Origin of the sequence: Streptomyces celluloflavus, assembly GCA_000720995.1 — a bacterium.
In the GTDB taxonomy this organism is placed as follows: Bacteria; Actinomycetota; Actinomycetes; order Streptomycetales; family Streptomycetaceae; genus Streptomyces; species Streptomyces celluloflavus.
Map to the genome: position 1 here is coordinate 384,818 of JOEL01000001.1, position 22,681 is coordinate 407,498.

General features: G+C 69.8%; 20 protein-coding genes and 2 pseudogenes. 14 read left to right on the forward strand and 8 right to left on the reverse strand.

All coding sequences use genetic code 11. From position 1 onward, the window contains the following. Nucleotides 1-16: 16 nt before the first annotated feature. The 5 genes from IH09_RS01425 (at nt 17) to IH09_RS01445 (ending at nt 5,958) form a co-directional block, all read left to right on the forward strand. A complete protein-coding gene (locus IH09_RS01425; RefSeq protein WP_052853344.1) occupies nt 17-1,354 on the forward strand; it encodes a YhfT family protein in 1,338 nt (445 codons plus the stop codon). Between the two features lie 91 nt (nt 1,355-1,445). Beyond that, nucleotides 1,446-2,414: a phosphotriesterase family protein gene (locus tag IH09_RS01430; protein WP_052853345.1), complete on the forward strand. Its 969-nt coding sequence runs from the start codon at nt 1,446-1,448 to the stop codon at nt 2,412-2,414. A 2-nt stretch (nt 2,415-2,416) separates the two neighbouring features. Continuing rightward, nucleotides 2,417-3,550, forward strand: coding sequence for an aminotransferase class V-fold PLP-dependent enzyme (locus IH09_RS01435; protein ID WP_052853346.1), 1,134 nt, complete (start codon nt 2,417-2,419; stop codon nt 3,548-3,550). A 6-nt stretch (nt 3,551-3,556) separates the two neighbouring features. Beyond that, nucleotides 3,557-4,720 (forward strand): alanine racemase, encoded by a 1,164-nt coding sequence (locus IH09_RS01440; RefSeq protein ID WP_052853347.1) that lies wholly within the window; start codon nt 3,557-3,559, stop codon nt 4,718-4,720. Between the two features lie 2 nt (nt 4,721-4,722). Then, nucleotides 4,723-5,958 (forward strand): phosphopentomutase, encoded by a 1,236-nt coding sequence (locus IH09_RS01445; protein WP_052853348.1) that lies wholly within the window; start codon nt 4,723-4,725, stop codon nt 5,956-5,958. A gap of 300 nt (nt 5,959-6,258) precedes the next feature. Here IH09_RS01445 and IH09_RS01450 read toward each other — a convergent pair whose 3' ends face one another. Beyond that, nucleotides 6,259-6,894: an L-lactate permease gene (locus tag IH09_RS01450; RefSeq protein WP_052853349.1), complete on the reverse strand. Its 636-nt coding sequence runs from the start codon at nt 6,892-6,894 to the stop codon at nt 6,259-6,261. A gap of 470 nt (nt 6,895-7,364) precedes the next feature. On the opposite strand from IH09_RS01450, the pseudogene IH09_RS39555 reads away from it, so the two are divergent. The 4 genes and pseudogenes from IH09_RS39555 to IH09_RS38740 all read left to right on the forward strand — a co-directional run. Next, nucleotides 7,365-7,870 (forward strand): annotated as a pseudogene (locus IH09_RS39555) (transposase); the annotation flags it as partial. Nucleotides 7,871-8,039: 169 nt separating this feature from the next. Next, the gene (locus IH09_RS01455) at nt 8,040-8,357 is read left to right on the forward strand and encodes a hypothetical protein (protein WP_052853350.1); all 318 of its coding nucleotides are present in this window, start codon (nt 8,040-8,042) and stop codon (nt 8,355-8,357) included. A gap of 1 nt (nt 8,358) precedes the next feature. Then, nucleotides 8,359-9,618 (forward strand): amidase domain-containing protein, encoded by a 1,260-nt coding sequence (locus IH09_RS01460; RefSeq protein WP_240150994.1) that lies wholly within the window; start codon nt 8,359-8,361, stop codon nt 9,616-9,618. Between the two features lie 475 nt (nt 9,619-10,093). Continuing rightward, on the forward strand, nt 10,094-10,534 hold the full coding sequence (locus IH09_RS38740) for a hypothetical protein (protein WP_190233175.1): 441 nt from the start codon (nt 10,094-10,096) through the stop codon (nt 10,532-10,534). 84 nt (nt 10,535-10,618) lie between these two features. On the opposite strand, the pseudogene IH09_RS01470 reads toward IH09_RS38740, so the two are convergent. Next, nucleotides 10,619-10,980: pseudogene (locus tag IH09_RS01470) on the reverse strand (DoxX family protein). Between the two features lie 183 nt (nt 10,981-11,163). Next, complete coding sequence (locus tag IH09_RS01475; RefSeq protein ID WP_052853353.1) at nt 11,164-11,658, reverse strand: cupin domain-containing protein; 495 nt, start codon at nt 11,656-11,658, stop codon at nt 11,164-11,166. Nucleotides 11,659-11,738: 80 nt separating this feature from the next. Between IH09_RS01475 and IH09_RS01480 the strand changes: the two genes are divergently transcribed. Further along, nucleotides 11,739-12,590 carry a LysR family transcriptional regulator gene (locus IH09_RS01480; RefSeq protein ID WP_110951987.1) on the forward strand — a complete coding sequence of 284 codons (852 nt, stop codon included), beginning with the start codon at nt 11,739-11,741 and terminating at the stop codon, nt 12,588-12,590. Nucleotides 12,591-12,788: 198 nt separating this feature from the next. Here the strand turns inward: IH09_RS01480 and mdlC are convergent, their stop codons facing one another. From mdlC to IH09_RS01495, 3 genes are all read right to left on the reverse strand, one after another. After that, nucleotides 12,789-14,399: a benzoylformate decarboxylase gene (gene mdlC / locus IH09_RS01485; RefSeq protein WP_052853355.1), complete on the reverse strand. Its 1,611-nt coding sequence runs from the start codon at nt 14,397-14,399 to the stop codon at nt 12,789-12,791. Between the two features lie 556 nt (nt 14,400-14,955). Beyond that, a complete protein-coding gene (locus tag IH09_RS01490) occupies nt 14,956-15,648 on the reverse strand; it encodes a response regulator (protein ID WP_052853356.1) in 693 nt (230 codons plus the stop codon). Then, a complete protein-coding gene (locus IH09_RS01495; RefSeq protein WP_052853357.1) occupies nt 15,645-17,360 on the reverse strand; it encodes a sensor histidine kinase in 1,716 nt (571 codons plus the stop codon). Before IH09_RS01495 ends, IH09_RS01490 begins: the two co-directional genes overlap by 4 nt. A 227-nt stretch (nt 17,361-17,587) precedes the next feature. On the opposite strand from IH09_RS01495, the gene IH09_RS01500 reads away from it, so the two are divergent. From IH09_RS01500 to IH09_RS01510, 3 genes are read left to right on the forward strand one after another with little or no spacing between them, the layout of a single operon-like run. After that, the gene (locus IH09_RS01500; protein ID WP_052853358.1) at nt 17,588-18,403 is read left to right on the forward strand and encodes an ABC transporter ATP-binding protein; all 816 of its coding nucleotides are present in this window, start codon (nt 17,588-17,590) and stop codon (nt 18,401-18,403) included. Further along, nucleotides 18,393-19,268: an ABC transporter permease gene (locus IH09_RS01505; RefSeq protein ID WP_052853359.1), complete on the forward strand. Its 876-nt coding sequence runs from the start codon at nt 18,393-18,395 to the stop codon at nt 19,266-19,268. Before IH09_RS01500 ends, IH09_RS01505 begins: the two co-directional genes overlap by 11 nt. A 37-nt stretch (nt 19,269-19,305) precedes the next feature. Continuing rightward, nucleotides 19,306-20,328, forward strand: coding sequence for an ABC transporter substrate-binding protein (locus tag IH09_RS01510; RefSeq protein WP_052853360.1), 1,023 nt, complete (start codon nt 19,306-19,308; stop codon nt 20,326-20,328). A 447-nt stretch (nt 20,329-20,775) separates the two neighbouring features. Here the strand turns inward: IH09_RS01510 and IH09_RS38745 are convergent, their stop codons facing one another. After that, a complete protein-coding gene (locus tag IH09_RS38745; RefSeq protein WP_052853361.1) occupies nt 20,776-20,958 on the reverse strand; it encodes a hypothetical protein in 183 nt (60 codons plus the stop codon). An 84-nt stretch (nt 20,959-21,042) separates the two neighbouring features. After that, entirely contained in the window at nt 21,043-21,792 is a 750-nt protein-coding gene (locus IH09_RS01520) for a class I SAM-dependent methyltransferase (protein ID WP_052853362.1), read from the reverse strand. 84 nt (nt 21,793-21,876) lie between these two features. Here IH09_RS01520 and IH09_RS01525 point away from each other — a divergent pair, with 84 nt between their 5' ends. Continuing rightward, nucleotides 21,877-22,554 carry a TetR/AcrR family transcriptional regulator gene (locus tag IH09_RS01525; protein WP_110951988.1) on the forward strand — a complete coding sequence of 226 codons (678 nt, stop codon included), beginning with the start codon at nt 21,877-21,879 and terminating at the stop codon, nt 22,552-22,554. Nucleotides 22,555-22,681 lie beyond the last annotated feature (127 nt).

The following is a 22,681-nucleotide window of genomic DNA, read 5'->3' on the forward strand; positions in this document are numbered from 1 at the left end:
AAGGAGTGACCCCCCTGTGAGCACCACCCTCGCCGCCGGCGCCTCGCTGGAGCTGTCGACGGTCCAGCAGATCTTCGTCATAGCCCTGTGCGCGCTGACCGCGTTCATCTCGCACATGGCCCTGGCCGTCTTCAACGACGGCGTCCGCCCCTTCCTGCTGGACTTCATCCAGGGGCGCTCCAAGCGCAGCTCCGTCACGGCCGTCTCGTTCGGCCTGTCGGCGGGCTTCATCTTCGGCCTGGGCGCGCCGATGGCGCTGTCCACCGGTGTGCTCAACCCGTGGCTGCTGTTCCTGCCGACCGACATCCTCGGTCTGCTCGCCCCCAAGAAGTGGCTCGCGCCGATCCTCGGCGGCGCCTGGGGCGCGCTCGTGGTCTTCGGCCTCAACGGCGCCAACAGCGTCGCGCACGACCTGCCCGTCGACTTCCTGACGGCGATGCAGCAGATGTCGACGCCGATCCTCTTCCTGTTCACGCTGTTCCCGGTCCTCGCGATCACCAAGCAGTTCGGCAGGATGTGGGGCGGTATCGCGGGCCTGGTCGAGGTCGTCCTCGTCGTCGCCACGATGAAGCTGTGGCCGAACATGTTCGCCGGCGCGCTCGCCATGGCCGTGGGCGTCCTGCTGCTGATCGGTCTGGCCGTCGCCAAGGACCTGCGCCGGCGCAAGGCAGACCGGGCGGCCGGGGTCACCGAGCCGGTGATCGAGGGCGAGGACCCGATGGCCTCGCTCTTCTCCGCCAGCGCCGCACGGCTGCGCAAGTACCTGCCGCTCTTCATGGTTCTCGGCGCGGGCGTCTGCGTCCTCGCCCAGATGCACGTCTTCGGCGGCGGCGAGGCGAGCAGCTTCCTGATAGCCAAGGGGCAGTACGCCGAGGCCGCACAGCTCGACTTCTACCGGGTCTTCGGCTTCATCCCGCTGATCGCGACCACGGCGCTGGCCTCGGGCGCGTACGGCATCGCGGGCTTCACGCTCGTGTACCCGATCGGCTACCTGATGCCGAACCCGTTCCTCGCGGCCGTCGTCGGCGCGGCGGTCTTCGCCGTCGAGGTCCTGCTCCTGTCGTACATCGGCAAGCTCCTGGGCAAGCTGCCCAGCGTCCGCGACTCCTCGGAGCACCTGCGCAACGCGATCACCGACACCCTCCAGCTGGCCATCCTGTTCGGTTCGCTGATGGCGGCCAACGCCATGGGCGGCGGCCTCGGCATCCTCATCGTCGGCGGGCTCTACCTGCTCAACGAGGCGATGAACCGGCCGGTCGTCCGGATGGCCGCGGCGCCCACCGCGGTGATCATCGGCGGCGTCGTGCTCAACGTCCTGTACTGGCTCGACCTGTTCACCCCGCTCAAGGGCTGAACCGGCACCCCGCGCAGGGGCCGGGCCCGCTCCGCCGACACCCGGGGCCGAGACCGGCGACGTACGCCGGCAGCGAGGAAGGAACACCCTCATGAGCACCACCACCCCCCACGGAACACCGCACACCCTCCGCACCGTCACCGGCCCGCTCGCCGTCGAGGCCGTACAGGGCCCCGTCCTCTCCCATGAGCACCTGGTCCTCGACCTCGACAAGAAGGGCGACCGCGCGGCCGTCCTGGAAGCCGGGACGCACGGCGCCGCGGTCACCGCCGAACTGGCCGCACTGCGCGAGGAGTTCGGGCTCTCCGTGGTCATCGAGCTGACCTGCCGGGGCATGGGCCGCGACGCCGGCGCGCTGCGCCGCATCTCCCGGGAAGCGAACGTCGCCGTCGTCGCCGCCACCGGCTGGTACTACGAACCGTTCCACCCGCACGACCTGGACGGCGCCGGCGTCGAGCAGCTCACCGAAACCCTCGTCCGCGAGATCGACGGCGGCATCGGCGCCACCGGCATCACACCGGGCGTGCTCGGTGAGGTCGGCAGCCACGGCGACACCCCCAGCGAGCCGGAGACGCGCGTACTGCGGGCCGCCGCGCGGGCCGCCGTCACCACCGGCCTGTCCGTCTCCACGCACGCCCAGCTCGGACACGGCGGACCGGCCCAGCTGGCGCTGCTGACCGGCGAGGGCCTGCCCCCGCACCGCATCGCGATCGGCCACCAGGATCTCCTCGACGACCCGGCCGTCCACCGGGACCTGGCCGCGGCCGGGGCGTACGTGGCCTTCGACACGGTCGGCAAGGAGAGCTACCAGTCCGACGACGTACGGCTGCGGCTGCTGCTCGCGCTGATCGAGGCCGGGCACGCCGACCGGGCTCTGCTGAGCTGCGACATCTCGCGCCACGGCTACCTGGCGACCGAGGGCGGCCAGGGCTACGGCCACCTGCTGAGGTCCTTCCTGCCCAAGGTGCGGGCGGCGGGCGTGGACGAGGACCTGATCGACCTGATGACGCGCCGCAACCCGCTGCGCTTCCTGACCGGCGCGAGCGTGGAGGAGATCTGATCATGACCGCCGAAGGACCCGCCCTCCCCGAGACCTTCCCGCTCGCCACCGTCCCGGTGGACGACGCCGTCGCCACGCAGTTCCGGCTGCTGGAGCACGTCGCCGCGCACTTCGAGGGCGACGAACTGTTCACCGCCGACGCCGGTGTCGTCCCCGGCCTCGGCCGGCCGCGGACGACCGCCAAGGTCGAGGCCGTGCTCGCCGACTTCTTCGGCGCCGAGGACGCCGCGCTCGTCCAGGGCGCCGGCACCGGGGCGATCCGCGCCGCCCTCAACGCCGCCGTCGGCGCCGGCGACCCGCTGCTCATCCACCGGGCACCCGTCTACCGCACCACCGACGTCACCCTGCGCGGTATCGGCGTCGAGACCATCGAGGCCGACTTCAACGACCCGGCGGCCCTGACCGAAGCCCTGGGCTCCGGCCGGTTCCGCTGGGCCTATGTGCAGCACACCCGGCAGCGGCTCGGCGACTCCTACGACCCGGGCGCGGTCCTCGCGGCCTGCGCCGAGGCCGGGGTGCGCACCCTCGTCGACGACAACTACGCCGTACTGCGGGTACCCGCCGCCGGCGTCGAACTCGGCGCGGACGCCTCCTGCTTCTCCCTGTTCAAACTGCACGGGCCCGAGGGCGTCGGGGCCGTCGTCGGCGCCCGCGACCTCGTCGCACGCGTCCGCGAGGACAACTACTCGGGCGGCGGCCAGGTCCAGGGCCACCAGGCGCTCGACGCGCTGCGCGCCCTCACCCACGTGCCCGTCATGTGGGCCGTGCAGTCCCGCGTCGGCGCGGAGGTCGCCGAACGGCTCACCGCCGGCGAGGTGCCGGGCGTGGCCGAGGTGCGGCTCGCCAACGCGCAGGACCGCTGCCTCCTCGTCCGCCTCGACCGCCCCGTGGCCCGCGAACTGCCCGCCACGGCCAAGAAGTTCGGCGCGGCGCCCTACCCCGTGGGTTCCAACTCCCGGTACGAGATCGCGCCGCTCTTCTACCGCATGTCCAGCTCGTCCCTCGACGATTCCCCCGGACTCGCCGACTGGACGGTTCGGATCAACCCGATGCGCGCGGGCGCGGACCTCGTGATCGACATCCTGCGCCGCTCGCTCGACGCGACGGCCGCGGACCCGGCACCAGTGAAGGACTGACCGACCGTGTTCCTCGACAGCCTGCTCACCCGCAACCCCGAGCTGGCCGACGCCGCGGCCGACCTCCACCGGCGCGGCGCGATCCCGCCCGACACCTACGTCATGGACCTCGACGCCATCGAGTCCAACGCCCGGCTGCTCGCGGCCGAGGCCGACCGGCTCGGCCTGACCCTGTGGTTCGTCGTCAAGCAGCTCGGCCGCAATCCCGAGCTGATCAAGGCCATCGCCCGGCACATCCCGCGGTACGCCGCCATCGACGCGCCCGAGGCCCGCACCCTGCACACGGCGGGCGCCCGCGCGGGCAACCTCGGCCACCTCGTGCAGATCCCGCACCGCGACCTGCCCGAGATGCTCGCCTGGCGGCCGGAGACGGTCACCGTCTACGACCTGGCCAACGCCCGCGCGGTCTCCGCCGCCGCCCAGGACCTCGGCTTCAGGCAGGACATCCTCATCCGCCTCGAAGGCGCGCCCGGATCGGTCTACCCGGGCCAGGAAGGCGGGATTCCGATGGCCGGGCTCGACGGGTTCGCGGCGGCGGTGGAGCAGCTGCCGGGCGTACGCATCGCGGGTGTCACGGCCTTCCCCTGCGTCCTGTGCGATCCGCACACCGGGGTGCCGCGGCCCACGCCCACCTTCGAACTGGTCCTCAAGGCCCGCGCGCTGCTGGCAGGGCGCGGGCACCAGGACCTGAAGCTGAGCGCCCCGAGCGCGACCTCGGTGGCCTCGCTGCCGCTCCTCGCCGAACTGGGCGCCACCCACGGGGAGCCGGGCCACTCCCTCACCGGCACCACACCGCTGCACGCCCACGACCTCACCCAGCCCGAGAAGCCCGCGTACGTCTACGTCACCGAGGTCGCGCACACCCTCGCGGACGGCCGCCCGGCAGTGTTCGGCGGCGGCTTCTACCCCCGCGCGCACATCCGGAGCGCACTGCTGCCGCGCACCGGCCTGCGCCTGCCGGTGCAGGACTCGCCCGCCGAGAACATCGACTACTACCGCCTCCTCGACGCGCCCGCGCCGGGGCAGGACGTGCGGGCGGGCGACACCGCCCTGCTCGCCTTCCGCACGCAGATCTTCGTCACCCGCGCCAAGGTCGCCGTCGTCGCCGGCCTGTTCACCGGCGAGCCGCGCCTGGCCGGTCTGTACGACGCCCAGGGAAGGGAGTACTGATCATGGCCAAGACCGTCATCGTCGTCATCGACGGATTCGGCATCGGCGCGATGCCGGACGCGGGGGCCCTGCGCCCCGGCGACCTGGCCGCCGACACCTGCGGGCACGTCCTGGACCGGTGCCGCGAGGCGTTCGGCCGTCCGCTCCGGCTGCCCGCGCTGGGCGCGCTCGGCCTGGGCCTGGTCCACCCCCACCCGGACCTGGCCCGGCACACCCGCCTCCCGGTCGCCGTGGGCCGGGCCGCGCTCGGCTACCCCGGCGCGGACACCTTCGCGGGCCATCAGACGATGATGGGCGCCGACTTCAGCAAGGTGACGGTGGCGCGGCTCGCCGCCCACCTGGACGAGGTCACCCAGACCCTGGAGGACGCCGGCCACCGGGTCGAACTCCTCGGCGGAAAGCCCCTGTTGATCGTCGACGGCGCCGTCCTCGTGCACGACAACCTGGAGGCCGACCCGGGCATCAACTGGAACGCCTCGGCCCGGCTGGAGGACATCGGCTTCGACGGGCTGCTCTCCATCGCCCGCACGGTGCGGTCCGTGGCGCCCGTCGCCCGGGTCATCGCGGTGGGCGGGCACGCGGAGCGGCCGCTGTCGGAGTCCGTCCGCGAAGGGGACACCGGCACGATCGGGCTGGACACCCCGGCGACCGGCTTCTACCGCAACGGCGGGCTCCAGGTGCAGCATCTGGGCGCCGCCCTCGACCACGCCCGGCAACTGCCCGACCTCGCCGCGCGGGCCGGGATTCCGGTGACGCTGGTCGGCAAGGCGGCGGACATCCTGGCCTGTGACGAGGCGGTGCGGCGGCCCGCGGTGCCCACCGCGGACGTCCTCGCCCACACCCTGGAGGCCGTCCGCGCCGAGGGCGACGCCCTGGTCGTGGCCAACGTCCAGGAGAGCGACCTGGCGGGACACCAGCAGGACGCCGAGCGCTACGGACGGATACTGGAGCAGACCGACGCGGGCCTGACGGCGCTGACCGCGCTGCTCGCCGCCCCGGGCGACCGGCTCATCGTCACCGGCGACCACGGCAACGACCCGACGATCGGGCACGCCTACCACACGCGCGAGTACGTCCCCGTGCTCATCCACCGCCCCGGCATCCCCGGAGTGGAACTGCTGCCGGACGCGGGAAGCCTCGCGGACGTGGGGGCGACGGCGGCGGTTTCGCTGGGCCTGGACCCGGCCGGACTGGCGAACGGGGCGGAGATCGGACGGGCCCCGGCGACGGAGGCGTGAGCGGCAGGGGTCCGGCGACCTGATCGGGCGGGCGCGCCTGCGCATCCGGCGCGGGGAAGCACCGGGAGGCGACCACCGTCCGCGCCGGACATGCCGCCGAGCGCCTGGCCGTTCCGAGGGCCGGGCGCCGCGAGAAGTCCCGAAGAGGTGGCCTCGCGACGGGTGACGGTCAGGTTGTGCACCGGGGCTCCCCTCCATCTCCCGTACGACAACGGGAGGTTGAGGGTCTGCGTGGATGCCGTGGCCCCTCGGCCTCCCCGCCGGTGGCCTCCCGGCCCTCGCCCGCTCCGTACCGCCCGCTCACCCGCCGGGAATCGTCCAGGTGAGAACGGTGGATTGCAGAAAGGCGAGGACGCAGAAGACCGCGAGCAGGGCGAGGCTCCAGCCGATGACCTTGCGCAGGATGTCGCCCTCCCTTCCGGGAAGTCCCACGGCGCCGGCGGCGATGGCGAGATTCTGCATCGCGGCGGCCTTTCCCTGGACCCCGCCCGTGCTGTTGGTGGCGGCCATGAGGAGGGGGGAAATCCCGATGCGGTGCGCCGCGGCGATCTGCATTCCTCCGAAGAGCGCGTTCGAGGAGGTGTCGGATCCGGTGAGGGCCACGCCGAACCAGCCGAGGAATCCGGAGAGCAGGGCGAATACGCTGCCCAGCCCGGCGAGCCAAGTGCCGAGCGAAACGGCCATACCGGAGAGGTTCATGACGTAGGAGAGCGCGAGGACGCAGCTGATGGTCAGTACGGCCCAGCGGATCTGCCGGAACGCCTGGCCGTAGCAGCGCAGGGCGGTGGCGCCGGTCGCGGTGGTGGCGGCGACCAGGTCGGTGAGCTGCTCCGCGAAGAAGTTGGAGCAGACGAACTGGCCGGCCCCGAAGCCCAGTCCCGCCACGAGCGCGGCCGGCCACACCTGGCGCAGCCCGCGCCTGCCGTCGAGGATCATCAGCAGGGCGAAGGGGGACGAGGAACGCGATGACCGCCGACTGGCGGCCGACCATGGCCCCCAGTTCGCCGGCCGGCAGCGAGGTGGCCTTCGCCAGGGCCTCGATGGGGTTGCCCACCGAACCGAACGCCGCCGGGGCGCGCGGCAGACTCCGGCACCGTGCTCGTGGCCACCGGCGTCTCCTGCCGCCAGCAGGTCTCCCACGGAACGCAACGCCTGGCGCCCGGTCCAGCTGCTGCGCGAAGCAGTGCTGTGAGGCGATGCGGTCCTGTGCGGCGATGCGGTCCTGTGAGGGGACGCGATCATGGCTCCGGCCGCTGTCGCGGCGGTCTTCGGGGGTAGGTGGCGGGGCGGTGCGGCGGTCGGCGGGCAGGCAGGCGAGGGAGACCTCGGCCTTTCCGACGAGGAATCCCCGAGGAACCCCGTCTCCTCAGGCAGTTCGGCCGTCAGTGCGGTGCCGTCGGCGGCCACATGGAGGGGTTTCTGATCTGGTCGCGAACCGGGGTAAACCGGGTTTGAAAAATCATGTCCTGTCGGACGCGAATGGACTGCCTCCGGTCGTCGACCTCTCCGCTGCCCACGCCCGACAGCGAAGGCTTGAAGCCGATAGTCGAGGGGCGTCTAACGAGACATGACTCGCGGCAGGTGTGCCAAACCCCGATGCCTGCCCGCGGACAAGGCTTACGACGTTTCTCACCTGCGGAAATGGCTCTGTGGTATGCGGATTGATGTCCGCATCGCATGCGAGGGCATTGCTTCCGGCGAACGACCGGGACGGCGCCCTTGGGTGATCGAGCGCACCATCTCCTGACGGACCGGCTACCGAAGACCCGATCCCCGCTATGCACGTGATCCCCATAACTACCTGGCCTTCCTCGGACTCACTGCTGCTGTCTGCCGCTACAAGCACCTGATCCGTCTCACCGCACAGGACACGTTTTTCTTGGAGCGTGTCCTATGCGGTGAGACAGATTGATGGGCAGCGCACGCTCTGGCCGGATGTGGTTCTGTAATCGGAAAGATCTGCATGTCAATGCCGCTTTGCCATTCAGCCCTGGTGCGGTGTCGCATATCGTGCGTGGGTGCGTCCCATCGGACCCGAGTGGTCTGAGGTGGAGAGATGAGTAGAGTGCGATGGGGGGACCATGGGCGACATTCGTCTGGACACGACCAAAGTTCGCAATACCGGCGAGGATATGAAGGCCCTGTCGAATGACACCCAGCGAAGGCTGGGGCACACACTCGACACCACGTACGACGTCTACCGCGACCACATGTTCTGGCAGTGCGGGAGCTCCTTGCTGGCGTGCCGTGACGCCTGGCAGGGCCACATGATCGAGCTTGCACGGCAGATGGGGGATTTGGGGCAACGGCTACAGGACTCCGCCGATGGCTACGACGCTGCGGACCAGGATGCCGTCGCGCGACTGCGGGCAGGAATGAAGGACTTGGGGAGTGGCTGACATGGTTACCTACGCAGAGCTCATCAGCGCCCATCCCCGGAAGTGGAAGGATGCCGCCGGCGACTGGGCGGCACTGGCGAAATACGCGCTGAACGCGGCGAACGACGTACGCGAGCAGGGCGCCAAGCCTCTCGCTGAGAACTGGGCCGACGAGGTCGGCGCCGCGGCAGCCGCAGATTTCGTGAAACTGGCCAATCAACTGGAGTCCGCTTACGATCTGCTGCTCAGCGTCAAGATGGTGATGGAAGGGATGTACACCAGCCTCGACTTGGCGATGAGTACAGCCCACCAGCTCACCGATCTCGCCAGGGCGCATGACCTTGCGCTGGGTGAGGATGGTCTGCCGCTCGAATGCCCCGCGCCGAGCGCAGAGGCTGGCAAGCAGCAGGCGTACGCCGAGATCGTTTGCCTGCGCGATCAGGCGTTGAGACAGGCCACCGAGGCGGACGAGCGCACGAAATCCGAGTTGGATCGGTTGGCCGCCGCGGTCGGCATCAGCGACCCAGGGGAGGCCCTGAAAGAGCAGAACAGGGCCTCCCACACCGAAATGGAGATGCTGGCCGCTGACATCCCGAAGGAAGGCACCAACCCAGCAGCTGTGCGGGCCTGGTGGAACGGGCTGAGTCAGGAGCAACAGCACGTCCTGATGCGAGCCGAGCCAGTGGAACTTGCCGGCCTTGACGGAATCCCCGAGAACGTCAAACGAGAGATGCGCGGCACGGATGGGAAATTCGACCGTGTGAAGATGGTGCAGTATGCGCTGGAACATTGGGACAAGAAAGATCCGATCCAGTTCGACAACAACTGCACCAACTTCGTCTCTCAGGCGCTTGACCACGCCGGGATGCAGCACAAGATCGCCCCCTGGGCAGGTGCCCGGGGCGATGACACGTGGGGAAACACCGGAGGCATCGGCATCGACACGATCGACGCAAGCATGTACTACTCCAAGACGTGGGCCGGAGCCGAGAATCAGCAGAATTTCATGCTCAAGCACGGAGGGGAGGAAGTTCCGGCGTCCCAGGCCCGTCCCGGCGACATCATCTACTACGAGCAGCAGGGCCCCAACGAAGAAATCGAGCACGGCAACACGCATCACGCTGCCGTGGTCACCGCAGTGATGCCGGATGGCGAGATCAAGTACACCCAGCATCAGGACTCGTATCAGAACGTGAGTCTTCAAGGCCGGCTCCCGGCGACGGAAAGGGCTGAGGGCCAACAGAGGATTCGCGTTGTCCGTCCGCACCCGGATTGGTACTGATCATGTCGACCGAATTCGTGTCGCAGCCTCGAAACGTCAGTCAGTATCCCTCAGTGCGATGGAAAGCGGCGATCCTCTCCGTGCCGCTACTCGCAGCTGGATCCATCGTCAGTTTCGGCGCCTCGATTTCGCTGTCCAACGGACACCATGAATTCCAGTCGACGCACTGTCGTTACACGTTGGTGCCGTGGACGCACTTCGCGGTGTCGTACGCAGGTCTGGCAGCTGCCGGACTGGCCGTGGCTGTTCGGTTCCTGATGTTCCGATCAGTTCGGCGATCGGGTAGGCACCCGCAGCGTGGATGGCAGAGCGCGCTCGCCAACCTTTTCTCCGTCGTTGCCTGCGTAATAGTCCTCTTTGCGGCGGCCATGGTCGTGGTAGCCCACGTGGACGCAGCTCATTCCGCTGCGAATATAGGGAAGCCCATCTGCGAAGGATGAGATCGTCTCACCACATAGGGCACGGTCTGAACGGTATGGTCAAGACGGTAGTCGGAAGCCGGATTCAGGATATCCTGAATCCGGCTTCCGGTATTATTGATCGAAAACAAGGGGGCGGTATGTGGTCAGGTGGGCATAACGGCTACTTAGAGCAAACCGGACGGATGATCGCCGAGGAGTTGCAGCGAAACCGCTCCCGACAGCGCGCCAAGGCCACCAAGTACAGCAGAGAACTGGTGGAGCAGAGCCGCAAGATCGCCCATGAAACCGAAGCGGTCGAACTGGAGCGCCTGGCAGTCCTCGGGCAGATCCCGCAGGCCGAATACAAGGCCCGCATGGCCGCACTGGAAGAAGAGGCCGACGAAGACGCGCCGAATGCTCGGCCTCAACGTGGCGGGCATCAGCACGGCTGTCCGTGTGAGGGGGGCGACGAATCGAACCCCATGTCGCCTTGGTCTCGTTGGCCTGCGGACTGATCTGCCGGTGCCGCCTCAGGAACGCCGACTCGTGGCCGTGGTGCGAACGTGTAGGCCGCGTAGGCCGTCGGCCCTGCCCTGAAATCACAGCCAGGTCGTCGCCAGCCAGATGGTTACGGCCGCAGTGAGCATGAGTGTGATGTTGAGGGCTATCTGACGGTCCGCGCGGCTCAGGTGAACCCCGGTCGCGCCGATCTGCAGGACCACGAACCCGGTGGACGCGGCCAGGGCCAACCAGGGCGCGATACCGGTCAGCGGCGGGAGGATCAGCCCGATCGCGCCGAGCACTTCGATCACCCCGATGGCTCTGACAACCGGCATCGGTGTGCTCTCCACCCAGGCCATCATCGGGCGGAGCTGCTGGCGGCTCCGGACCATCTTCATCCCGCCCCGTAGAGATAGAACAGAGCGAGCAGGCCGGCAGCGATCCAATAAGCGACGTTCACGATTCCCCTCCACGCAGCCAGAGACAGGTGGCCCCGTCGTCACCAGGGGCACAGCGAAAGGCGCAGGCGCAGGCGCGTGCGCGAGTGTGTAAGTGGTCCGGACCCTCAGGGGCAGGAGCGCCCTCGGCCGATACGGATCCGGCACGGGCAGCCAGGCGGGGTTGTCCTCCTCCTGGCCTTTCTTCAGCTGACGTCGGTGGCGGGCTCGGTGGCGTAACGGCTCATCACTCGGATGTGCGCCTGGGGGGTCAATGCCTGGCCGCCGGCGATCATGTCCTGGAGGTCGCGGAAGTACTGCACGTACAGGTCCGGTGTGAAAGTGCTGAGCATGACGGCCGGTTGATCGGTCACGTTGGCGAAGGTGTGCGGTGCGCCGGGCGGGACCATCACGAGCGTGCCCGCAGTCGCGTCGTAGTCCTTCTCTCCGACCGTGAACCGCACCATGCCCGAGATCACGTAGAAACCCTCGTCGTGCTGGGCGTGGCGGTGCTGCGGCGGTCCGGGTGTGTGCGGTGCGAGGACGGACTCGGCGAGCCCGATGCGGTGCCCGGTGTTGCTGCCGTCTTCGAGTACACGGAGTCGCGTGGTGCCCAGGACGATCGTCTCACCGTCGCCCGGACCGACCACCGATACGGCGGGCTCGGCGATTGGCTCACTGGTCTTCAGCTCGTTGTTCATGCCTCGATTCCACCGCCGGGGCACTGCGACTGTCCAAGACCTGTTCCATGACCTCGATACCGTCCGGGTATCGTTGCAGCATGGAGCTACGCACATTGCGCTATTTCGTGGCGGTCGCCGAAGAGCTCCACTTCGGCCGCGCGGCCGCCCGGCTGCATATGAGCCAGCCGCCGCTGAGCCGGGCGATCAAGCAGCTGGAGACGGAGATCGGCGCCACGCTGTTCGACCGGTCTTCCGCCGGTGTCACGCTCACTCCGGTGGGGGCGGTGCTGCTCGATGAGGCGCGCTCCCTGCTCGACCAGGCCGACCGCGTACGGGTACGCGTGGCCGCGGCGGCCGGTGCCGCGACCCTCACCGTCGGCATCCTGGGAGACAGCACCGACCCGGGCGTGACCCGGCTGGCCGGTGCCTACCGCCGGCGGCACCCGCATGTTGAGGTCCGCATCCGCGAGACCGACCTGACCGACCCCACCTGCGGCTTGCACGCCGGACTGGTCGACGTCGCCCTGACCCGCGCGCCGTTCGACGAGACCGCCCTGACCGTGCACGAGCTGCGCGCCGACCCGGTGGGAGCGCTACTGCGCGCCGACGATCCGCTGGCCCGCCGCGACGGTCTGAGGCTGGCCGACCTGGCCGACCGTCGCTGGTTCGTCTTCCCGGAGGGCACCGACTCCCTCTGGCAGTCGTACTGGAGCGGCGGAGAATCCCGTAAGGGGCCGGTGGTGCGCGCCGTCGTGGAATGTCAGCAAGCCGTTCTCTGGAACGGCACGGTCGGCGTGACACTCCTGGACCACCGGCCGGCAGCGGGGCTCACTGTGGTGCCGCTGACCGACATGGAGCCGAGCCGCGTGGTGGCGGCATGGAACGAGGGCGACACGAATCCACTGATCCGCTCGTTCGTCCAGATCGCGAGCACCGCCTACCGGCACTGAGCGCCTCACCGGTGGCACGCCGGCACGAACAGCACAATCGTCATACCGTGCACCGCCATCGTCGGTCTCGATCCACGAGATGGTGCTGCGGCCCCTATTCGCGGCCACGCCACGGGGGTGCTCTCCCAACGCGGCCTGCTCGCATTCGGCTTGGGAATGCCCCGTAAGGGGCGCCTCCGCAGGCTGGGCGCTTCCCGTTTACAACATCGCTTTCTGGGGTTGCGTGGGTACCACGATGACGGTGGTGGTGCCGGCGGTCAGGGCCGCCTTGAACTCCCTTTCCAGGTCCTGAGCGGTCTCCACGTCGACCGCGCGGCATCCGAAGCCGCGGGCCACGGAGGCGATGTCGAGCCCCGGCAGGTCGAGCCCTGGGACGCCCGGTGTCTCCTCCAGCACCGCGAACGATTTGAGGATGGAGTACTCGTGGTTGCGCATGACCACGTAGACGATCGGGAGGCTGTGCTGCGCCGCCGTCCAGATGGCCTGTACGGAGTACTGGAAGGAACCGTCGCCGATCAGGCCGATCACCGGCCGTTCGACGCCCCGGTCCCGGTCGCCGAGTGCGACGCCCACCGCGGCGGGGGTGCCCCAGCCGATCCCGCCGCTGGCCGTGGCGAAGAACGATCCGGTGCTGACCGTCGGGAGCCATTCGACCTGCTGCGCCATCGTGGAGGTCGATTCGTTGACGATGACGGCGTCGGGTGGCCGGACTCTGCTCAGGGCGGCAAAGACCTCCGGTGGGGTGAGCGTGCTGTTCGGCACCCGCGGCAGCTCACGGGGCCGCACCATCGGCTCCGGAGCGGTCCGCGCCGATCCCTCGGCGACCATGTCCAGGAGCAGCTCGATCGCCATCCGGGGATCGCCCAGGAGGCTGTCGCCCACCCGCGCCGCCGCGGCAACCTCCGGATCGCCGGTGAGGTGCAGGAGCTCCGTGCCCTCGGGGAGGTAGTCGCCGGGCACGTAGGGGTAGTACCGGAACACCTCCGCGCCGATCACGGCCACCAAGTCGTGCCCCGCCAGCCGGTCGCCGATGGTCTTCACCGACATGCCGAGCGGGCCGCCGAAGAGGGGGTGGTTCTCGGGGAAGGATGCGCGGTCCAGCAGCGGGGCGCCGTAGACGGAAGCGCGCAGCTTCTCCGCCAGTGCGACGGCCGCGTCCCAGCCGCCGCTGCGGTCGACCTCCGGCCCGAAGACCAGTGCCGGACGACGGCTTGCGGAGAGGCGATCGGCGAAGCCGCGCAGCCGCTCCGGGTCGGGGGCGAAGCGGTCGCTCACCGTTCGCACCCGGGCAAAACCGGACAGGGGCCGCTTCCAGTCGTCCATGGGAATCGACAGGTAGACCGGTCCCGCCGGCGGCTGCAACGCCTCCGCGTAGGCCCGCATGAATGCCTCGGGGACGTCTTCGGCGCGGGCCGGCTCATAGGACCATTTCACCCACGGCTTCGGCAGCGTGGTGGCCTCCCGGTTGCCGAGATACGGCTCACCGATCACCAGTTCCCGATGCTGCTGTCCCGAGGTGATGATCAGGGGTGTGTTTCCGTGGTGGGCCGCCACCAGGTTGCCCACGGCGTTGCCCAGCCCGGCCGAGGAGTGCACGTTGACCAGTGCGGGGCGCCGGGTCACCTGGGCGAAGGCGTCGGCCATCGCGATGACGGACGCCTCCTGGAGTGCCAGGACGTAGGCGAAGTCCTCGGGGAAATCCTGGAGGAAGGGCTGTTCGGTGGAGCCGGGATTACCGAAAACCGTGGTGAGTTTCAGGATGCGCAGCAGGTCGAAGGTCACGCTGCGGACGGTGGAGTTCTCAGTCATCGTTGCCGCCGACTTTCGTGCTGGGGCCGGGCATCGGGTGAGCGGCTCCGCCAGTGGCGGCGAGCGCTGCTCGGCGCGGGCTCGGGCGCCTACCTCGGCGTCGCGGGACGCCGGAAACGGTGCGACAGTCCGATCCTGCTCGACGGAGGCGTTTTCGTCGCGAATTGCGGTCCGTTCGGTGACGACGATTCGTTTGATGGCAGTGACGGCAATGACGGCAATGACGGCAGTGACGGCTGCCACGGCTGCGATCTGCGGCGGTTGCCACGGCCGGCACGCCGGCACGCGCCAGGTGACCTGGACCGGCGTGGGCGTGCGGATCCGGCCCTGGCCGGTTGGCGGTGTCAGGTGCGGCGGCGGAGGGCGTCGGCGGTGAGGTCGGCGAGGGGGTGGCCGTCGACGGCTCGGTGTTCACCCGCTACAAGACACCGGCCTTCGTCGCCCCCGGCTACACCCCGACGTTCACACCGGTACCGCTGCGCAAGGACTTCGACCTCGACCCGCCGAAGGCCAGGCCAGGCACCGGCCGAGGCGGAGGCGGGCCCGCGCGTCTCCCTCAGCTGGCCTGTGCCCAGGCATACAGGTGCTCGGGCCGCCCCGTGTCGCCGTACTTGAGGGTCAGCCGGATACGGCCGGTACGTTCGAGGTGCTTGAGGTAGCGCTGGGCGGTGGAGCGGCTGACCCCGGCGCGTTCGGCGACCTCGTGGGCGGAGAGCGGGAGCCCGGCCTCGTCCAGGATCCGGCGGATCAGGTCGACGGTCGCCGCCGAGTGGCCCTTGGGCAGCTCGGAGTGCGGGGAACCGGGGGTCCGGAGGGCCGCGAAGATCCGGTCCACCTGCTCCTGCCCGGCCTCACCGCGCCCGCTGACGCCCTCGACGGTACGGCGCAGCGCGGCATAGCCGTCCAGCTTGGCGCGCAGCCCCGCGAACCCGAACGGCTTGACCAGGTATTGCAGCGCGCCGTACCGCATCGCGGCCTGGACGGTGGCCACGTCGCGGGCCGCCGTCACCATGATCACGTCGGCGTGGTGGCCGAGCTGCCGCAGCCGTCGCACCAGGGTCAGGCCCGTCTCGTCCGGCAGGTAGTGGTCGAGCAGCACCAGATCGACCGGGGTGCGCTGCAACGTCGCCAGCGCCTGGGCCGCCGTATGGGCCCGGCCGGCGACGCGGAAGCCGGGCACCTGGGACACATACGCGGCATTGATCTCCGCGACGCGGAAGTCGTCGTCCACGACAAGGACATCGATCACGGTGACTCTCCTGCGGTCGTGAGCTGACGAAGGGGAAGACCGGCGTGGAGCGCCGTCTTCCGGGGGTGGAGGCCGGGTGACGGGAGGGCGGGGAAGGGGGCGTCGTCCCGGGCCAGCCGCTCGGGCGCGAGCGCCTCGGGCAGCACGACGGTGAAGACCGCCCCGCCGCCCGCGCGGGCGGTCACCCGGGCCATCCCGCCGTAGCGCTCGGAGAGCCGCCGCACCAGGGCGAGGCCGATACCCCGGCCCCGGGGGGAGCCGGTGGCGCTCTTCGTGGACCAGCCCTCGGCGAAGATCCGCTCGCGCGTCTCGGGCGGCACCCCGGGCCCGGTGTCGCTGACCCGTACGACCGCGGTGGTGTCTTCCGCGCGGAGCTCCACCTCGACGAAGGGCTCGGCGCAGCGGCGCTCCGCGGTGGCGTCCAGTGCGTTGTCGATCAGATTGCCCAGGACGGTCACCAGGTCGCGGGGGTCGACCACCGCGTCGGGCAGCAGCGTCGCCGGGGAGATCCGCAGTGCGACACCGCGCTCGGCGGCGATGGCCGCCTTGCCGACCAGCAGCGCGGACAGCAGCGGGTCGTGCACCCGCTCGGCGATCTGCTCCGCGGACGCCCGGTGGGCGCTGGCGACCTCCGCGACGAACTCCACCGCCATGTCGTACCGGCCCAGTTCGAGCAGTCCGCGGACCGTGTGCAGTTGGTTGGCGTGCTCGTGGTCCTGGGCCCGCAGGGCGTCCAGCAGGCCCTGGGTGCTGTCGAGTTCCCGGCCCAGTAGCTCCAGCTCGGTGCGGTCGCGCAGGGTCACCACGGCCCCGCCGTCGCTGGTCGCCACACGGTTGGCGACCAGCACCCGCCCGCCGCTGACGGCCAGCAGATCGCTGCCGTCCACCCGTCCCGCCAGGACGTCCGTGGTGCGGCCCGGCGGCAGCACCTCGTCCAGGGCGCGGCCCGCGGCGCCCGCGTCGAGCCCGAGCAGTCGCCCGGCCTCGTCGTTGACCAGCCGGATCCGGCCCTTCCGGTCGAAGGCGACCACCCCCTCCCGGATGCCGTGCAGCATCGCCTCGCGCTCGTCCAGCAGCGCGGAGATGTCGGCGGTGGCGACCCCGTGCGTACGGCGGCGCAGACTGCGGGCGACCCCCACCGCGGCCAGTACGCCGACCGCGAGCGCGGCGCCCGCGTACCGCAGCAGCCCGGGGATGGCGTTCAGTAGCAGCCCGTGCACGCTGTCGTAGGCGATCCCGACCGAGACCGCGCCGACGATATCGCCGCCGGGGTCGCGCAGCGGCACCTTCGCACGGGCCGAGCGGCCCAGCGTGCCGGTGTCGATCTGCCGGACCTCCCGGCCGGCCAGGGTCCGGCCGGGGTCGGTGGAGACATGGCGGCCGATCTCGGCGGTGTTGGTGTGCGACCAGCGCACCCCGCGGGTGTCCATCACCACGATGTACAGCGCCCCGGTGGACCGGCGGATCTGCTCCGCCGCGGACTGGACCGGGCCGCGCGGCGTGGGCGCGGAGGCGGCCAGCTCGCGCGCCAGATCCGGGTCCGCGGCGGCGGTCTGGGCGATGGACAGCGCCCGGCGCATCGCCTGGTCGTCCAGCGCATGGCTGAACGGGGCGAGGAACAGGCCGGTGGCCAGCACCATCACCCCCGTCGTGATCGCCACCTGCGCGATCAGGACCTGTGCGAAGACGCGACGGGGCCAGTGGATCCGCATGCGGTCCCCCTTGTCTCGGCGGCCCGGCGCAGCTTTGCGGAACCGACTCTTTCTGTTGGCCTCGGATCAACGCAACGTAAGCCGCCGCGGCCCGGCTGCCCAGCCCCCGTCGAACTTTTGTTGTTCTAGCGTGAGCAAAATGGGCACAACAGGGTTTGCGCGCAGAAAGACGGCTTGCGCCCACAAGGCTGCCGCTGTGGCCCCGCTCACTCCTAGCCTCCCGCTCCATGAACAGCCACACGAGCCCCGCCATCGAGCTACGGGGAGCGAGCAAGACCTTCCGCACCCCCTCGGGCGGACTGCACACCGCCGTCCGGGACCTGGACCTGACCGTCGGCCGCGGCGAGTTCGTCGCCGTGGTCGGCCCCACCGGATGCGGTAAGTCGACGACCCTGACCCTGGTCAGCGGCCTGGAGGAGCCCACCGAGGGCGACGTCCTGGTCGCCGGTGAACCGGTCCGCGGCATCGGCGACAAGGTCGGCTTCGTCTTCCAGCAGGACGCCGTCTTCCCCTGGCGCACCGTGCTGTCCAACGTGATGGCCGGCCCGCGCTTCCGCGGCGTACCCAAGGCCGAGGCCAGGGAACGGGCCCGTGAATGGCTCGCCCGGGTCGGTCTCGGCGCCTTCGAGGACCGCTACCCGCACCAGCTCTCCGGCGGCCAGCGCAAGCGCGTCGCCCTCGCCGCGACGTTCGTCAACGACCCCGAGATCCTGCTCATGGACGAGCCGTTCTCCGCGCTCGACGTCCAGACCCGGGCCCTGATGTCGGACGAGCTGCTGGACCTGTGGTCCGGAACCGGCGCGTCCGTCGTCTTCGTCACCCATGACCTTGAAGAGTCCATCGCGCTCGCCGACAAGGTCGTCGTCATGACCGCCGGCCCGGCGACCGTCAAGGAGGTCTTCGCCATCGACCTGCCGCGGCCCCGCCGGGTCGAGTCGGTGCGGCTGGAGCCGCGGTTCCTGGAGATCTACCGGGAGATCTGGTCCTCGCTCGGCGAAGAGGTCCGCATCACCCGCGAAAGGGGCGCCGCCCATGCCGCCTGAGACCGCCATCGCACCGGCCGGCGCAGCCAAGCCCGACCCCGCCGGATCCCGTACGCAGGCCAGGGCCCGAGCCGCCCGGAACCACAAGCTCCTTGTCTACGGCGCCCGGATCCTGCTCCTCGTCGGACTGCTCGGCCTCTGGGAAGGGCTGGCCCGCGCCGACGTCATCGACCCCTTCAACTTCTCGATGCCGTCGAAGATCTGGGACCAGATCACCCAGTGGGCGCTCAACGGCACCCCGCAGGGCACCCTCGTGGAACAGATCTGGTACACGCTCTACGAGGCACTGCTCGGCTGGGTCATCGGCGTCCTCGCCGGTGTCGTCCTCGGCATCGCGCTCGGCCGGATCCGCTTCCTGGCCGATGTGCTCGGCCCCTACATCAAGGTCCTCAACGCCCTGCCGCGGATCGTCCTCGCCCCCATCTTCCTCATCTGGTTCGGCCTCGGACCGGCCTCGAAGGTCGCCTCCGCCGTGGTCCTGGTCTTCTTCCCGGTGTTCTTCAACGCCTTCCAGGGCGCCCGCGAGGTCGACCGCAACCTCGTCGCCAACTCCCGGATCCTCGGCGCCAGCAACCGCCAGGTCACCCTCCAGGTCGTCATCCCCTCCGCCACCTCCTGGATCTTCACCAGCCTGCACGTCAGCTTCGGCTTCGCCTTGATCGGCGCCATCGTCGGCGAGTACATCGGCGCGACGAAGGGCCTGGGCCTGCTGGTCTCCGCTTCCCAGGGCACCTTCAACGCCGCCGGCGTCTACGCGGCCATGGTCATCCTCGCCGTCGTCGCCCTGCTCGCCGAAGGGCTGCTGGCCTTCCTCGAAAAGCGGCTCTTCCGCTGGAAGCCGGACGACACCGGCGAAGCCCGCTGAGCCCCCTTCCCCTCCGCCCCCTCACAAGGACGTGACCATGCGCACCCAGCTCAAGATCTCCGCCGCCGTGGCCGCCGCGGCGCTCGCCCTCACCGGCCTGACCGCCTGCGGCGGCTCCTCCTCGAACGCGGCCGCGGACGGCAAGGTCAAGATCATGGTGGGCGGCCTCGACAAGGTCATCTACCTCCCCGCCCGGCTCACCCAGCAGCTCGGCTACTTCAAGGCCGAGGGCCTCGACGTCACCCTGCTCACCGAACCGGCCGGCGTCCAGGCCACCACCTCCCTGCTCTCCGGTGACGTCCAGGGCGTCGTCGGCTTCTACGACCACACCCTCGACCTCCAGGCGAAGAACAAGCAGGTCGAATCGGTGGTCCAACTGGCGCGGACCCCCGGCGAGGTCGAGGTGGTCTCCACCAAGGCCGCCGACGACATCAAGTCCCCCAAGGACTTCAAGGGCAAGACGCTCGGCGTCACCGGCCTCGGCTCGTCCACCGACTTCCTCACCAAGTACCTGGCGGTCAAGAACGGCGTCAAGACGGAGGAGTTCCACTCGGTCGCGGTCGGCGCCGGGCAGACCTTCCTCTCCGCCCTCCAACAGGGCTCCATCCAGGGCGGGATGACCACCGACCCGACCGTGGCCCAGGTCGTCGACAAGAAGCTCGGCAAGGTGCTCATCGACATGCGCACCCCCGAGGGCTCCCAGCAGGCACTCGGCGGCCTCTACCCCTCCTCCAGCCTCTACATGAACACGGACTGGGTGAACAGCCACAAGGACACCGTCCAGAAGCTCGCCAACGCCTTCGTCAAGACCCTCAAGTGGATGTCCGCCCACACGCCCGAGGAGATCGCCGCGAAGATGCCCGCCGACTACGCGCAGGGCGGCAAGGAGCTCTACGTCAAGGCCATCAAGGACACCCTCCCGATGTTCACCAAGGACGGTGTGATGCCCGCCGACGGCCCCGCGACCGTCGAGCGCGTCCTGAAGTCCTTCAACCCCAACCTCAAGGACGCCACGATCGACCTGAAGAAGACCTACACCACCGAATTCGTCAAGAAATGAGGACCGGTCAGGGAGCTGTGGCGCGGACGCGGTGACACTCCTGGCGGGCTTGGGCGGGTTGGGACAGCCGGGGGTATGCCGCGGTGGCGGGTAGGGGCGGGCGCCGGTCCGGACGGCGAGGAGTGACCGCATCGCGCGGACGACCTGGGCAGATCGGCTGGTTCCGCCGAAACCGCCTGGCCCCGTTCCCGAGGCCGCCACGATCGCCACGCTCGCCGAGTTCAACGCGGTGACCGAGCGGTGGGGCGAGGCGGACGACGCCCGCCGCACCCGGTCCCGGCCCTGTTCTCGTACAGCTATGGCGCAAGGCCGGGAGAACAGGGCCTCCTCGGTGCTCGTGGGTCGCCACCCCGAGCTACCGAGGGGCCCTGTTCTCATGCCTCTGCCCGGTCAGGATCACCCGGCCAGGGATCCTGTTCGATCAGAACCCGAGAGAAATACGTCCTCTCAGGTTTTCAGGCCCCACAGCATGTCCCGGCCGAACACCCACTTCCGAAGCGGACTCCAGCCGGTTACCGGACGTTCGGCTTCCGGCCGATGGGGCCCGTCTTCGATTCCGATGCACGTGAAGTCCATCGCGCCGCCCTCGCGCTCGTAGCCCTGGCCCGCAGCAACGCACTTGTCGAGCATGTCGAAAGCCTCGACAGGTGCGTACCGGCACCGGGGTCTTCCTCAGGCATGTCGGGGAAGACCCCGCCGCTCGTCCGTAGCCGATCAGGCCAGTTCGGCGGTGATCTGCCAGAACGGCAGCAGAACTCGGCCGTGTTGGTCGACGGACACGCTGTCGTCCCGCTCCGGGGATCCTGACGCGGCGGGCACCAAGTCCTCCCATGCCTGCCGGGTCAATCCGGTGGTGTAGTCGCGGGACTCCATGCGTCGGATCGTCCAGCCGTCGCGGAAAGCCTCGCGCAGGCTGCGTTCGTCCGTCTCGGCCGGCATCTTCAGGCGAGCGGCCAACTCGCCGCGGAAGCACAGGGCATGAAGCCTCGCACCGGGCGCGCACACCCGACGCAGTCCGGCGAGGTACGTCCGCCGCTGATCGGTGTCCAGGCAGTGCAGCATGGCGCTGTCGACAACCGTGCGGAAGCCTCCGGGGATGCCGTGCAGTTCCGTCGCGTCGGCGACCATGAAGGTCACCGCGCTGCCGGCGGCGTCGGCCTTGGCCCGGCTGCGCTCGATCGCGGAGGGTGCGGCGTCGAAGGCGGTCACCTCATAGCCGCGGCCCGCCAGGAACAAGGCGTTGTCCCCGAGCCCGCAGCCGCACTCCAGAACCGGGCCGGTGATCTCGCCTGCCGCCTCCAGCTCGACGAGCAGCGGCTGGGGGGCGTCCAGTTCCCACGGGATCAGTCCCGACCGGCGGTCGTCCGCTCCGTAGGAGATCTCGCGCCCCTGGTACACCGCCTCGAAATCTATTCCCGGCTCCCTGCTGTCCTGGCGGTCGTGCGCGGGATGCAGATCGGCCATCAACCCTCACCTCTTCTAGTAGACGGGGTCGTTCTCTAATAGGAGTGTAGGCAGGAAGGAACGCTAGCGTCTACTGTTGAACCCATGGCAGAGAGCACGACACCCGGCCGCCGCCGCCGAGGTGCGGAACTGGAGCACGCGATCTACGTCGCGACGCTCGACGAACTGGCCGCGAACGGCTACGGACGGCTCACCATGGAGGGCATCGCCGCCCGCGCCGGCACGGGCAAGGCCGCCCTCTACCGACGCTGGCCCGGCAAACAGCCCCTGGTTCTGGACGCCCTGCGCTACGCCCTGCCCCTGCTGCCCGAGCCGGACCCGGAGCATTCGACCCGGGAAAACCTCGCCGGCGCCCTCGCCGCCTTCAGCGCCGTGCTGGCCGGCAGAACTCTCGTACCGGGCATCGGGTTCATCGTCGACCTGCTGCGCGAACCGGACCTGCGCGCCCTGTTCGCCGACATGATCATCGCGCCGCGCCTCGAGCGCATCGAAGCCATCCTGCACGAGGGCGTGCGCACCGGCGAGTACGGCCCCGAGGCCCTGCACCCGCTGGCCGCCCGCACCGGCCCCGCCCTGATAATGCAAACCTTCCTGCTCACCGGCGAGCCACCGAACCCGCGGGAGATCGACCTCATCATCGACACCATGCTCCACCGGACGGCCACGCCACGGGAGCAGGGCGGACGCGGGGGAACTCACGAGCCCACCCAGACGCGGGCTGCGACGGCCCGGCAACGGGACAGCTCGGCAAGCCCCGCATAGGACGCGGTCTACGCACTCCGGCACACCGGAATTACGGGCTGGGCCCGGATACGGACCGGAAATTGACGGAACAGTTGGTCAGGAGTGGGGCAGCGGCGAGGAGAGCTGGGGGTTACCGCGTATTCAG

Excerpts from the sequence above, each read along its gene's own strand:
- IH09_RS01495 (WP_052853357.1), bottom strand. The coding sequence starts at position 17,360 with ATGCGGATCCACTGGCCCCGTCGCGTCTTCGCACAGGTCCTGATCGCG.
- mdlC (WP_052853355.1), bottom strand. The coding sequence starts at position 14,399 with ATGACTGAGAACTCCACCGTCCGCAGCGTGACCTTCGACCTGCTGCGC.
- IH09_RS01475 (WP_052853353.1), bottom strand. The coding sequence starts at position 11,658 with ATGAACAACGAGCTGAAGACCAGTGAGCCAATCGCCGAGCCCGCCGTA.
- IH09_RS38745 (WP_052853361.1), bottom strand. The coding sequence starts at position 20,958 with ATGCTCGACAAGTGCGTTGCTGCGGGCCAGGGCTACGAGCGCGAGGGC.
- IH09_RS01520 (WP_052853362.1), bottom strand. The coding sequence starts at position 21,792 with ATGGCCGATCTGCATCCCGCGCACGACCGCCAGGACAGCAGGGAGCCG.
- IH09_RS01480 (WP_110951987.1), top strand. The coding sequence starts at position 11,739 with ATGGAGCTACGCACATTGCGCTATTTCGTGGCGGTCGCCGAAGAGCTC.
- IH09_RS01500 (WP_052853358.1), top strand. The coding sequence starts at position 17,588 with ATGAACAGCCACACGAGCCCCGCCATCGAGCTACGGGGAGCGAGCAAG.
- IH09_RS38740 (WP_190233175.1), top strand. The coding sequence starts at position 10,094 with ATGGTCAAGACGGTAGTCGGAAGCCGGATTCAGGATATCCTGAATCCG.
- IH09_RS01445 (WP_052853348.1), top strand. The coding sequence starts at position 4,723 with ATGGCCAAGACCGTCATCGTCGTCATCGACGGATTCGGCATCGGCGCG.
- IH09_RS01525 (WP_110951988.1), top strand. The coding sequence starts at position 21,877 with ATGGCAGAGAGCACGACACCCGGCCGCCGCCGCCGAGGTGCGGAACTG.
- IH09_RS01430 (WP_052853345.1), top strand. The coding sequence starts at position 1,446 with ATGAGCACCACCACCCCCCACGGAACACCGCACACCCTCCGCACCGTC.
- IH09_RS01505 (WP_052853359.1), top strand. The coding sequence starts at position 18,393 with ATGCCGCCTGAGACCGCCATCGCACCGGCCGGCGCAGCCAAGCCCGAC.
- IH09_RS01460 (WP_240150994.1), top strand. The coding sequence starts at position 8,359 with ATGGTTACCTACGCAGAGCTCATCAGCGCCCATCCCCGGAAGTGGAAG.
- IH09_RS01435 (WP_052853346.1), top strand. The coding sequence starts at position 2,417 with ATGACCGCCGAAGGACCCGCCCTCCCCGAGACCTTCCCGCTCGCCACC.
- IH09_RS01450 (WP_052853349.1), bottom strand. The coding sequence starts at position 6,894 with ATGATCCTCGACGGCAGGCGCGGGCTGCGCCAGGTGTGGCCGGCCGCG.
- IH09_RS01510 (WP_052853360.1), top strand. The coding sequence starts at position 19,306 with ATGCGCACCCAGCTCAAGATCTCCGCCGCCGTGGCCGCCGCGGCGCTC.
- IH09_RS01455 (WP_052853350.1), top strand. The coding sequence starts at position 8,040 with ATGGGCGACATTCGTCTGGACACGACCAAAGTTCGCAATACCGGCGAG.